Source organism: Flavobacterium sp. FG19, assembly GCF_057809475.1.
Window position 1 is genome coordinate 133,153 of record NZ_JBMDKA010000006.1, and the last position, 13,388, is coordinate 146,540.

General features: G+C 36.1%; 11 protein-coding genes. 10 read left to right on the forward strand and 1 reads right to left on the reverse strand.

Features of this window, described 5'->3' with window-relative positions:
* Positions 1–97 precede the first annotated feature (97 nt).
* The 8 genes from tsaD (at position 98) to ACODST_RS08290 (ending at position 7,223) form a co-directional block, all read left to right on the forward strand.
* Complete coding sequence (gene tsaD / locus ACODST_RS08255) at positions 98–1,120, forward strand: tRNA (adenosine(37)-N6)-threonylcarbamoyltransferase complex transferase subunit TsaD (RefSeq protein WP_488931641.1); 1,023 nt, start codon at positions 98–100, stop codon at positions 1,118–1,120.
* Positions 1,121–1,122: 2 nt separating this feature from the next.
* The gene (locus ACODST_RS08260) at positions 1,123–1,836 is read left to right on the forward strand and encodes a 16S rRNA (uracil(1498)-N(3))-methyltransferase (protein WP_488931642.1); all 714 of its coding nucleotides are present in this window, start codon (positions 1,123–1,125) and stop codon (positions 1,834–1,836) included.
* Positions 1,837–1,852: 16 nt separating this feature from the next.
* Entirely contained in the window at positions 1,853–2,491 is a 639-nt protein-coding gene (locus tag ACODST_RS08265) for a DUF4159 domain-containing protein (RefSeq protein WP_488931643.1), read from the forward strand.
* 10 nt (positions 2,492–2,501) lie between these two features.
* On the forward strand, positions 2,502–3,011 hold the full coding sequence (locus ACODST_RS08270) for a TrmH family RNA methyltransferase (RefSeq protein ID WP_488931644.1): 510 nt from the start codon (positions 2,502–2,504) through the stop codon (positions 3,009–3,011).
* Positions 3,012–3,317: 306 nt separating this feature from the next.
* Positions 3,318–4,271 (forward strand): zinc metalloprotease, encoded by a 954-nt coding sequence (locus tag ACODST_RS08275; RefSeq protein WP_488931645.1) that lies wholly within the window; start codon positions 3,318–3,320, stop codon positions 4,269–4,271.
* Positions 4,272–4,378: 107 nt separating this feature from the next.
* Positions 4,379–5,470 (forward strand): AI-2E family transporter, encoded by a 1,092-nt coding sequence (locus ACODST_RS08280; protein ID WP_488931646.1) that lies wholly within the window; start codon positions 4,379–4,381, stop codon positions 5,468–5,470.
* 2 nt (positions 5,471–5,472) lie between these two features.
* Positions 5,473–6,654 carry a THUMP-like domain-containing protein gene (locus ACODST_RS08285; RefSeq protein WP_488931647.1) on the forward strand — a complete coding sequence of 394 codons (1,182 nt, stop codon included), beginning with the start codon at positions 5,473–5,475 and terminating at the stop codon, positions 6,652–6,654.
* Between the two features lie 2 nt (positions 6,655–6,656).
* A complete protein-coding gene (locus ACODST_RS08290; RefSeq protein ID WP_488931648.1) occupies positions 6,657–7,223 on the forward strand; it encodes a hypothetical protein in 567 nt (188 codons plus the stop codon).
* Here the strand turns inward: ACODST_RS08290 and ACODST_RS08295 are convergent, their stop codons facing one another.
* Entirely contained in the window at positions 7,224–7,820 is a 597-nt protein-coding gene (locus ACODST_RS08295) for a M15 family metallopeptidase (protein ID WP_488931649.1), read from the reverse strand.
* Positions 7,821–8,040: 220 nt separating this feature from the next.
* Here ACODST_RS08295 and ACODST_RS08300 point away from each other — a divergent pair, with 220 nt between their 5' ends.
* Both ACODST_RS08300 and ACODST_RS08305 read left to right on the forward strand, forming a co-directional pair.
* Positions 8,041–9,705, forward strand: coding sequence for a CocE/NonD family hydrolase (locus ACODST_RS08300; RefSeq protein WP_488931650.1), 1,665 nt, complete (start codon positions 8,041–8,043; stop codon positions 9,703–9,705).
* Positions 9,706–10,320: 615 nt separating this feature from the next.
* Positions 10,321–13,383, forward strand: a complete 3,063-nt coding sequence (locus ACODST_RS08305) for an RHS repeat domain-containing protein (protein ID WP_488931651.1) — start codon at positions 10,321–10,323, stop codon at positions 13,381–13,383.
* Positions 13,384–13,388 lie beyond the last annotated feature (5 nt).

Genomic DNA, 13,388 nt, shown 5'->3' on the forward strand with positions numbered 1-13,388 from the left:
ACTGTTTTGATAAAAATTCTTTAATTTTGGCATCTGCTTCAATCAAAGAAACTCAAAAATTTGATTTGTCAAATATAATCCAAAATCGTGCCTTTATATGCAAAATTCAGAGGTTTTTATTCTCGCCATCGAAAGTTCATGCGATGACACTGCCGCCGCAGTTTTACATAACGACAAAGTTCTCTCAAATGTTGTGGCCAATCAGTTAATTCACAATCAATATGGCGGTGTAGTTCCTGAACTGGCTTCAAGAGCACACCAGCAGAACATTGTCCCGGTTATTGATGCCGCACTTCGTAAAGCAAATGTACAAAAAGAACAGCTAAGTGCTATTGCTTTTACACAGGGTCCGGGTTTAATGGGATCACTTTTAGTGGGAAGTTCATTCGGAAAATCATTATCACTGGCATTAAACATTCCGTTAATTGCCGTGAACCATATGCATGCTCATATACTGGCTCATTTTATTGACGAAGAAGGTTACGACAAACCTGAATTTCCGTTTCTGGCACTTACTATCAGCGGCGGACACACACAGGTTGTAAAAGTGAACAGCTTTTTTGATATGGAAATCATTGGCGAAACTACAGACGATGCTGTTGGTGAAGCTTTTGACAAAAGTGCCAAAATTCTGGGCTTACCTTATCCCGGCGGACCTTTAATTGACAAACATGCCAAAGAAGGAAACCCGAAAGCCTTTACTTTTACCAAACCTAAAGTACCCGGATTAGACTTCAGCTTTTCAGGTTTAAAAACAGCCATTTTGTACTTTATCCAGAAAAACAAGCAGGAAAACCCTAATTTCATTGAGGAAAACCTAAACGACATCTGTGCTTCTATTCAGCATACCATTATTGAAATTTTAATGGACAAACTGAAACTGGCTGTTAAAGAAACCGGAATTAAACAAATTGCTATTGGCGGAGGGGTTTCGGCAAACTCCGGAATCAGAACGACTTTAAAAGAAAGTGAGGCCAAATATGGCTGGAAAACCTTTATTCCTAAATTTGAATATACGACCGATAATGCTGCCATGATTGGAATTGTGGGGTATCAAAAATATTTATCAAAGCGTTTTGAAACTTCTTCTGTAGTTTCAAAAGCGAGAATCGAATTTTAATTATGCAGTTATTTTATAATCCGGATATAGACGAAAACACTCAAAGTTTTTCTTTTGATAAGGAGGAAAGCCGACATATTGTAAAGGTTTTACGAAAGAAAGATTCCGATATTTTGTATGTAACCAACGGAGCCGGTTTACTATTTGAAACAGCCATCACACTGGCTTCTGATACTAAATGTATCGTAGATATCCGCTCGATACAAAAATCAGCCGAACCTGAATTTCGTCTGCATCTGGCCGTTGCGCCCACCAAAATGAACGATCGCTTTGAATGGTTCCTGGAAAAAGCAACCGAAATAGGTATTCAGGAAATCACCCCGATTATCTGTGACCATTCCGAAAGAAAAGTAATTAACCCGGAACGTTTTGAAAAGATTATTTTATCGGCCATGAAACAGTCTAACGAAACGTTTCTGCCCCGACTAAATCCGGCCGTAACATTTAAAGAATTCGTTAAGCAAAAACGCAGTGGTTTACATTTTATAGCCCATTGCGAAGAAACCGATAAAAAGTCTTTAAAAGAAAGTTTACAGCCAAATGAAAATGTAATTGTATTAATTGGTCCCGAAGGTGATTTTTCTGAGAAAGAAATTGCACTGGCTATTGAAAACAACTACAAACCGGTAACTTTAGGAAATACTCGTTTACGCACAGAAACTGCAGCAGTTGTAGCCTGCCATAGTGTGGTATTTTTTAATGAAACATCCAATTAATTACTGCTAAAGAGAGATGAAAAAACTTTTTATTTTATTCTTACTGATTTCCACGGCTTCTTTTTCGCAGGAAATTGCCTTACTCAAATACAGCGGCGGCGGTGACTGGTATGCCAATCCAACCTCATTGCCCAATTTAATCCGTTTTTGCAATTCGAATATAAATACCCGTATAAAAGCAAAACCGTCAACGGTAGAACCCGGTAACCCTGATTTACTTTCGTATCCTTTTGTACATATGACCGGACACGGAAATGTGGTATTCAGTGATTCTGATATCAGCAACCTGAGAAATTATTTAAACGGAGGCGGTTTTCTTCACATCGATGACAATTACGGAATGGATCAGTACATCCGAAAAGAAATCAAAAAAATATTTCCCAACAATAACCTGGTTGAAATTCCGGCCAGCCATCCCATTTTCCAAAAGCCTTTTCCTTTTCCAAACGGGCTTCCCAAAATTCACGAACATGACGGAACCCGCCCGCAGGCATTTGGCATTTTTGTCGACAATAAACTGGTATTATTGTACACTTATGAATGTGACCTTGGAGACGGCTGGGAAGATGCCGAAGTGCATAATGATCCGGCGAATGTGCGTGATAAGGCTCTAAAAATGGGAGCCAACATCATTCATTATATTTTTACCAACTAAAATTAAAAAAGTGCAGTTAACCCACGAAGAAAATCAATTTGAAAGGAAAACATTTCCGGTCACACTGGTTTGTGATCATATTTATTTTCAGCAGAATATTGGTTCCCTTTTCAGGATTTCCGAAGCTTTTGGTGTCGAAAACATCATTTTTTTAGGCAAAAATATTCCGCTGACACCCAGAAAAATTAATAAAACTTCCCGCAGCACCCATCTTCATGTACCGTATCAGATCATTGAAGAAACTTCAGAATTAATACAATATCTTCAGGACAGCCACTATGAAATCATTTCTTTGGAAATAACAACCAACAGCAAACCCTTAAAAGAAGCGGCTGTTGCCGAAAATAAAAAAACGGCTCTTATCATAGGAAGCGAAATTAATGGTATTTCAGAAGAATTATTAAAAATCTCCCATCAGACCGTACACATTACTATGTTTGGAAAAAATTCGAGTATGAATGTAGTTCAGGCAGCCAGTATAGCACTTTACGAAATTATTTCACAGTACACCAAAGTTTAAAAAGAAACTATCTTTAAATAGTCCGACGACTAAAAAAAGTAAAATACTACTTTTTCAAATCATTCCTTTATCCAAAGATTAGAATTAAATCTAAATCATAGTTTTTTTATTCTTAAAACATTCATAATTAAGAATTTACTTCACAAAAAAAACTTTAACATTTTTGTAAGAACTAGACTATATAAGGGTTTGTTAAAATTCTCACAAATAAATTAATATAAACATTTGGCTACAAAAAGTTTTTGTTATAAAATTGCGTTCTGGTTAACCAAAACTAATATTTTATAACAAAAACCCCCAAGAATTATGAAAAAAGTTATTATTACTACAGTTTTCTCAGCATTTATGCTGTTTTCATGTCAAAACGATCAGGCAGAAGCTACAGGCGCAGAAGCCAGTGCTCCAACCCTTCGCAGCTGTGCGACACAGGATGTTTTAGAGGCGCAGTTAAAAGCCGATCCTACCTTAGCCATCAGAATGAACGAGATTGAAGCTTTTACAGCCAAAAAACTTCTGACCAATCGTTTGGTTAATGGTAAAATTGAAATTCCGGTAGTTGTAAATGTATTGTACAGAACAACTGCTGAAAATATTTCGAATGCGCAGATTCAGTCTCAGATTGATGTTTTAAACAAAGATTTCAATGCATTAAACTCTGATTACAATAGTGTACCGGCATTATTTTCAGGTGTAAAAGCGAATGTTGGAATTACTTTTGTTTTGGATCAGGTTATCAGAAAATCTACAACTAAAACATCATGGGGAACTAATGATGCCATGAAAAAAACGGCTCAGGGCGGAATCGCACCTACTTCTCCGACAACAAAGCTTAATATGTGGTCCTGCACTATTGGAGGCGGAATTTTAGGGTACGCTCAATTTCCTGGTGGAGCTTCTTCTACAGACGGAGTTGTAATTGATCCTAAATACTTCGGGTTATCAGGTTCAGCTAATGCTCCTTACAATTTAGGAAGAACGGCTACTCACGAAGTAGGGCACTGGATGAACTTACGTCACATTTGGGGAGATGCTACCTGCGGAAGCGACTTAGTGTCTGATACTCCAACGCATAATGCACCAAACTACGGAGTTCCTTCTTATCCTCATTACAGTACTTGTTCCGGAACACCTGTAGAGATGACTATGAACTACATGGATTATGTAAATGATAATGCGATGTACATGTTCTCACAAGGACAAAAAAGCAGAATTGCCGCTATTTTTACAAGTGGAGGTGCCAGATATTCTTTTGCACAATAATTGCTGAAGAAATAACTTTTAAAAGCGGGATCTGTTCATCCCGCTTTTTTTTGCTTCCTGTAGAATTTCAAAAGCTTTTTCCTATATTTATGATCTAAAATTTAAATATGGTAACTTCTAAAACTATTTCTAACGGAATACTCAGGGCACTGGCAACAATACTTATAATTGGTATGGTATTGTACTTTTTATACGAAATACAAACGGTCATTGTATATTTATGTATTTCTTTAATCCTATGCCTGATCGCCAATCCTTTAGTCCAGTTTTTAAAACAAAAATTAAAATTTGGAAATTCATTTGCTGCTACCACTACCATCATTCTTTTGATACTGCTGCTTATTGGTTTTATTTTCTTATTTGTACCATTAATCATCTCACAGGCCAATAATTTATCTTTGTTAGACACCAATCAGCTGCAGGCACAGTTTATGGAAACGGAACAAAGTATCGAAACTTACTTTAACATTCAGCACGTTGATCTTAATAAAATGCTGAGAGATTCAAAAGTAACATCGGTTTTGGATTTCAGTTATTTTACCGGATTTATAAACTCTATACTGAATTTTATGGCCGATATGGGAATGGGACTGGTATCGGTATTTTTTATTACTTTCTTTTTTATAAAAGATCAGGATATTTTTAAAGATCAGGCCAGAAGAATACTTCCGGACACTAATGAAGATAAAATCTTAAATTCGATTACTAAAATCAATCATCTGTTAACCCGCTATTTTATTGGGCTTTTACTGCAATTAACTGTTGTATTCATATTGTATTTAATTGTACTGGTGATTTTTGGAAATAAAAATGCTTTTGTCATTGCTTTTTTATGCGCAGTACTCAATATTATTCCGTACTTAGGTCCAATTATAGGAACTATTCTGGCAGCATTGTTAACCATGATCAGTTTAATTGGTCAGGATTTCAGGTCAGAAATTCTGCCTACAACTATCTATGTGGTAATAGGGTTCCTGCTGGTTCAGGCTATTGATAACAACATCAGTCAGCCGATAATTTCATCAAAAAGTGTAAATTCGCATCCGCTGGAAATATTCCTGATTACTTTGATCAGCGGGATTACTTTTGGAATTGTAGGTATGATAATCGCTGTTCCTTTGTTTACGATGATCAAAGTTATTTTAAAAGAGTTTTTTCCAAATAACAAAATTATCTCTGTTTTAACTGAAAGAATCTAGCTTTGAACCTTTCCCTTTTACATCCCGATATTCAGGAATTTATAACGCTGAATAGTGGTGAATCTGTCAGCAGACTGGCGCTTCAGAAGAATCCTTTTCCTGATGTGGACTGGATATTGGTATTAAATCAAATTGAAGCTAAGAGCAAGGCCAAAGAAAAACTGCCTTTGTGGTTTACGACAGCAAACATTATTTATCCCGGTAAAATATCTGTCGAACAAACTTCTTCTGAAAAAACAGCCGCTTATAAAGCTTCTTTAATTTCAGGTGAAACTTTAATTGATTTAACCGGCGGTTTTGGGGTCGATGATTATTATTTTTCCAAAAGATTTAAAACGATTGCCCACTGCGAAATCAACGAAGACTTATCTTCTGTCGTACAGCACAATTACGAACAGTTAGGTGTCCAGAACTGTAGTTTTTATGCTGACGATTCTGCTCATGTTTTAACCCGTCTCAATCAAAAATGGGACTGGATTTATATTGATCCTTCCCGACGAAATGATGCCAAAGGCAAAGTTTTTATGCTGAAAGACTGTCTGCCCAATGTACCTGAATCCCTGGATTTTTATTTTGAGTATACCGATTCTGTCTTAATAAAAACAGCCCCGTTACTAGATATTTCCGCCGGATTATCGGAATTAAAGTTTGTAAAAAACATTCATATTATTGCGCTTGAAAATGAGGTTAAGGAACTTCTTTTTGAAATTCACAACCAGTACAGAGGAGAAATAACGATAAAAACAGCCAATATCTTAAAAGATAAAACTGAAACTTTTGAATTTGTTTCAGGAAACGAAAACGAAACACTTTTTTATGAACTTCCTCAAAAGTACCTTTACGAGCCCAATCCGGCTATTATGAAATCGGGAGGTTTTGACGAAATAAGCTCGTTTTTCAAAATAGGCAAACTGCACAAACACTCTCATTTGTATACATCTGATACTCTGATTGCCTTTCCGGGAAGACGTTTTGAGATCGAAAACGTCATTTCGTATCAAAAAAATGAAATGAAAACAGTGCTTTTAAACCAGCAGGCGAACGTTACAACCCGCAATTTTCCTGAAAGTGTAGAGAACATCAGAAAGAAATGGAAAATAAAAAACGGAGGAAATATCTATAGTTTTTTTACAACAGATAAAAATGATAACAAAATAGTTTTAATTTGCAGAAAAATAAACTAAAAATGAAACAACTAATTACCTTAGCTCTTTTTTTATCAGCCTTTACTTTATTTGCTCAAAAACCTTGTGAATACAGTGCCAATGTAACCGATTCAATTGGAACGTATAAAGTAACCAATGAATATTTGATCAGTGAGAAAAACTTCGGGGGAACCTCCAGTTATGTTTTCTTTTCACTTGCGCAGACAGACGGTTTACCTACTTTAAATTTACAGCTTATCCAAAAAAGTAAAAGTTTTCTAAAAGCGAATTGCTTTGATAAAAATTCTAAAGTTTTCCTTCAGTTAGAAAACGGAAAAATTGTAACGCTGATCCATATCAATCAGGAAAACTGCGGCACTCTGATTCGTGACGACAAAGGTTTTGATAACCGTGTAACCACCGGAATTTTTATGTTTATGAAAGACAATTTTGAAGAATTAAAAAATTCTCCTGTTTCTATTATGCGAATCAAATACCTGACAGATATAGAAGATTATGTTGTTAAAAGGGAATTAGTTTCTGAAATGAATGGTAAAACCTACCAGCCTAATACCTATTTTGTTCAGAACATAAGATGTGTTGAGTAATTACTCACAATGCCATTTCTGATTTGAAACAGCATCTTTTAGTCCGGTTTTTAAATTATAATGCCACCATTCTGAATCAAATGAATTGAAACCGTTTCGGATCATTATCCTTTTTAAAAACTTACGATTATTGAGTACCTCATCAGAAAGCTGAGTATAATTATGTCCGGCTTCCGGTCCGAAAAAATCAAAAGAAGTTCCCATATTCACTTCTTTACCCTTTTCATCCACTAACGAAATATCAACGGCTCCTCCCCTGTTATGGATGGAGCCTTTTTTTGGGTCCGCCACATACTTAGGATTAGATACTATTTCCCACATCCTTTTTTGGATCGACAAAGGTCTGTAACAATCATACAGTTTTATTTTGTATCCTTTCTTCATAAAATCCTTATTGGCTTCTATAAGTGCTTTTACTGTTTTTAAGCGAAGAAAACATTCAGCACAATCATACACTTTAGCTTTCAGGAAATTATCCGCTGTAGCATATTTCATATCGTAGACAAAATCTTTGCTGTAGTCTTTTAAGTTTACAAAAGTGGTATCTTCTATTTTGTGTTCTACGGGTTCTGCATAAGCCTCGTGCTGAGCTTTCATGGAAACCATTGTGAAAAGAAATATAAAAAAAGCGGAGGATTTAATAAAATGTAACATGAAGTTATAATTTGAGTCTTTCTTAAAGTAAATATATAAATTTATAATTACATTCGTTTCACTTAAAGACTTACGGATTATGAATAACAGGACTTTATTTTTATTTCTGGGTTTATTTTTAAATGTATTTCTACTTTCTGCGCAGCAGACCCAAGCTGCAAAAATGGCTGATAAAGAACATGATTATGTTATTCAGGACAGTATTTCTATTTCTACCCGCGATGGTGCCGTATTATCAGCTATGACTGCCCGCAAAAAAAACGATAACAATCCCAAACCTGTTATTCTGCAATATACTATTTATGTCAGGGACAAAGGAAGAGATCTCAAAACAATTAAAGAATCTGCTGATAAGGGCTATATAGGCATTGTGGTTTATGCAAGAGGAAAGCGTTTTAGCCCCAATGAAATTAATCCCTATGAAAATGAAGCCAATGACGTTTACGATGCCATCGACTGGATCAGTAAACAAAAATGGTGCAATGGCAGCGTCGGTATGTATGGCGGAAGTTACAATGGATTTACCCAGTGGGCAGCCTGTAAAAAGATGCATCCGGCACTTAAAACCATTGTTCCTTATGCAGCTAACAGGCCCGGAATGGGACTCCCTATGGAAAACAATGTTTTTATTAATCCCAATTACGAATGGGCATTTTATGTAGGCAACAATAAATATCTTGATACGACAGCCGGAAATAACCGGCAGCGTTTTAGAGGAATGCAGTTTAAATGGTGGGAAACGGGAGCGGCTTATAAAAAACTGGACAGCATTGATGGAGAGCCTAACCGCTGGTTTCAAAAATGGATCAGTCATCCTTCTTTTGATGAGTACTGGCAGAAAATGGCACCTTATAAAACCGACTTTTCACAAATCAATATCCCTGTTCTGGCATTTGACGGCTATTATAACGATTCGCAAAACTCCAGTTTGTATTATTTAAAGGAACTTCATAAATACAGTCCTAAAACACCTTTTTATCTTATAATTGGGCCTTACGGGCATTTTGGTACCCAGATTGGCGGTGAAACTGTAATAAATGATTACAAAGTCGATTCGACTGCCTTAATTGATATCAAAAAGATTACGTATGAGTGGTTTGATTATATCTTAAAAAACGGCGTTAAACCGGATATTTTAAAAGACCGGATCAATTATGAAGTGATGGGAGCCAATGTATGGAAAAGCGCTCCTTCGTTTGAAAAAATGCACAATAAATTCCTGACTTTTTATTTAACCACTCTGAAAACAGGAGATTTCTATCGGGCAGATTATAAAGAACCAAAGAAAACCGAATTCTTATCGCAGGAAGTCGATTTTGCCGACCGGGAAACGAGCAATAACAATTATTACCCAAGTCCCATTATACGAAAAGAGGTCAGCATAAATGACGGTTATTTTTTTATCAGTGAACCATTGGAAACTCCTTTGATTGTAAACGGTTCGTTTTTAGGAACTGTCAGATGCAGTATTAGCAAAAAAGATATGGACCTGGGCGTAACTCTGTATGAAGTAACACCAAATGGTGACTATTTTCATTTGTCGTACTTTATAGGCCGTGCGAGTTATGCGGCAGACATTGAAAAAAGACAACTTTTAAAACCAGATACGATCGAAACCATAACTTTTAGCAATACTCATTTGGTAAGTAAACAATTAAGTAAAGGAAGCCGTTTATTAATCGCACTGAATGTCAATAAAAACCCTTTTTCACAATTAAACTACGGAACCGGAAAAGACGTAAGCGATGAAACCATTCAGGATGCCAAAGAACCTTTACTGATTAAATGGTACAATGACAGTTTTATACAGGTCCCGGTTTTGGAATAACGTCTGTTTGAAGAAGATTTTAGACTTAAATCTCTCCTGTCATCAAAATATTCCCTTTCCTGCCATTTCTAATAATTCTGGCACCATTAAATGTATAACAGATTTCTTTTATAATCTGTTAAGTATTGTATTACTATAATTAAGCTGTTTTGTCCACTGCCATAAAGTAAAAGCTTTAAAATATCATTGTTAATCTGTTTTTTTATCCAATATTTAAAACGGTACTCCCCTTTCCGGCTGTTGTAATGTCGGGAACATTTTTATTACCCAAAACTATACTATCAGGTTATTTAGTAAAAACATCCGGTATGTTTTCTAAAAGATTTAACCAGGTCTGTTTGCCGCTTCAATATTTTATTTCACATTATATTAGTGAGAAATAATTTGTTAATTATTTGCAAAAATAAAAAACATTTTGTAAGATTACAGCTTAATTAACTTTCCAATACACCGGCAATACTCATCTCAAAAGTAATAATCATAAGGTGTAGCAAATACTTTTACAGGTAATCCAATTTAAATTATCGGTTTTATACTTCTACGTTAATGAGAGAACAAAATATTAGTTCTTTCAAAATAACAATTATCATAACCATAAACGCAATAGAATTAATAATGAAAAAAAGTAAAATTCATTTCGCCATTATTTTGTACGTATTACTAATGCAATCTGCATTTAGTCAGTCTTCGATAATCCCGGATATTAAAAGTCCCAATGCGGCATCCATGGAAAGATTTGGCGAAATCCCGGTCAGTTTATTTACCGGAACACCCGATATATCTATACCGATACATACCCTGACTTCCGGTTCAATAAGTGTTCCTGTTATACTGAGTTATCATGCAGGTTCAGTAAAACCTAATCAGCATCCGGGCTGGGTTGGACTTGGATGGAATCTGAGCAGTTTTGGGACCATTCACAGGCAGGTAAAAGGTCTGATAGATGAATTAGGAGGCGAAACTCCCTTGTACACCGTAGTTCCCTATTATCCAAATCCGGCAAGTGCTTCCAATACTTCCGGGGCGCAAATCATAGAATCAGCAGCCAATTGGTATACTCCGGCTAATTTATACAGTTATTTTAGTGTTAACAATACCAATATTTATTCGCCCGATGTCCAGGCTGATGAATTTAGTTTTAACGTTTACGGACACAGTGGCAAATTTTATTATGCAGGGCCAGCAAAAGGATGGGTCGTTATATCGGAGGAAAATATCAAAGTTGAACTTGACGGATTTTTAAGTCCCTTACAGATACTGGATTTAATAAACGAATACAATCCCGTATTCAATCTCGGAAGCAATCAGGTGAATAATCAGGCCAGAATGTTTAAAGGTTTTACTTTAACAATGGAAAATGGCACTAAATACATATTTGGAGGAACCAATGCCGTAGAATTTTCTTCGCCTTACGGAGCTGAATCTTTCCCGGGCGTCAGAGCTGATACATGGCTTTTAAAAAAGATTGTTGACAGTAATGGTAAAGAAATTAATTTACAATATAACAGAGACTATATAAACTGTAACCTTTATTATACCGTAAGCAGCAGTAATTATACCTGCAAAGATATTTCAGGCGGTCCTGCCGGAACAGGCAGCGAAGGTAATGCTTCCGGCAGTGTTAACACCAATGATTTAATGGGAAGTTATATATTTCCAATGTATTTGACTTCTATTACCTCCGATACCGAAACCCTTACATTCAGCAGTTCTGTAGCGACCACTTTACGATATACAGATCTGCAGTTAAATAAATGGAGTACTGCGGCTCCAAATTTGAGTCTTATAGATAAAAACACGAATCTTTTACAATGGAAAAAACTCGATCAGATAACTGTTAGCAGTAATTTTAATACTAGTTCCGGTTTTCATTTTAAATATTTCTATTTAAGTTACAATCAAAGCACATCCGAAAGATTTTCTTTAAACGGTTTAACACAGACCAGTAATGGCCCGGAAATTAAAAATTACGGCTTTTTCTATGATAATATTGCGTCAATGCCTCCTTACAGCGGTAACAAAACAGATCACTGGGGATTTGGAAATAATATAGATTTTAACAGTAATCCTGCTTTGACAACTTTTGACAAAAGAGTAACCAATCCGTTGTATGCGACAAAAGGGCTGCTGATCAAAATGAAATACCCAACAGGCGGATATTCAACTTTTACCTGGGAAGCACATCAGCATTCGAGAGTTGTGCCGCCTTCCCGAATTGGTTTAACCTCTTACACGGGTTATGCCGGAGGAAGCCGGATAGCCAGCATCAAAAATTACACAGACACAGATCAGCTGGCAAACGAGAAAAAATACTATTATTTAAATGGTTATACCTCAACAGCTACTCTTTCAACACTAACTTCAAGCGGGGTTTTAAACGGAAAACCTCAATATAGTTTTAGTGCGACAGACCGGTTAAGTGCTAATGGCAGCCTTAAAATTACCTATACTATAAACCAGCTTAATTCTGTTTCAAATTATAATTTTAACGGAAACGGATCCCATATAGGATATGATGAAGTTGCCGAAGTAAACTCAGACGGTTCGTATACCAAATACTATTTTACGAATTATGGCACTGATAAAAACGGAATTAATCATGATGACCAGGCACCAACAGGAAAATTAGGCTGGATTCAGGGTGATGATGCCTATATGCCTTTCTCTTCATTAGAATTAGAAAGAGGGAAAACAACAGGAACTTACTATTATAAATCTAACAATACCCTGCTTAAAAAAAATGTAATTACCTACAGAAATGACGCTGCAAGGTTTAATGATTTCGGAAAACAAATCATCAGGAATTTCTCCATAGGTTCCTGTACCAATACAGATGCCCTGATGTTTGCAGCCGCAGTTAAAAATTTCAGATACAATTATTATCCTGTTCAGAACACTACTACCACCTATGACAGCAATGGAAGTAATCCGGTAGTAGTTACCAAAACTTTCACTTACAACTCTAAAAATCAGCTGGCAAGCGAAACAAGTACTACTTCCGGCAGTACCCCTTTAAAAAGTAATTTTTACTACCCTCAGGATTCGCAGGCAGCCACCCTGCCTTATGCGGCTGATTTGGTTTCAGCCAACAGAATAGATACTCCCCTAAAGATCGAAAACTATAAAGGAACTGATAAAATAGCCGAAAAAGTTACGGTTTACGATAAAAACCCAACAACACTTCAGCTCTTACCTAAAAATGAATACAGTGCTAAATTTCCTAATACGCTAACCAGCATTTCGGTTCCCCCGGTTGGTGCATTAGAAAATAAAATTACTTACAATCAATACGATGCCAAAGGCAATATTTTACAATATACGCCTCAAAACGGTATTCCGGTAAGTATTATTTGGGGTTACAACCAAACCCTGCCCGTTGCTAAGATCGAAAACGCAGTATATTCCAGTATTACTCCTTCTCTGATTACAGCAATACAAACGGCATCAAACGCTAATATAGAAGCAAACTTACTCACGCAGTTAACCTCTTTAAGAAATGCACTTCCTAACGCTATGGTTACCACCTATACTTATGCACCGCTAAAAGGAATCAGCACTATTACGGATCCCAGAGGTTATAAAACTACCTATTTGTATGATGCCTTTGGCAGCTTACAGACTGTAAAGGATAATGGGGGAAATATCATATCCGAAAGCGAATATCATTTTAAAAAATAATTTAG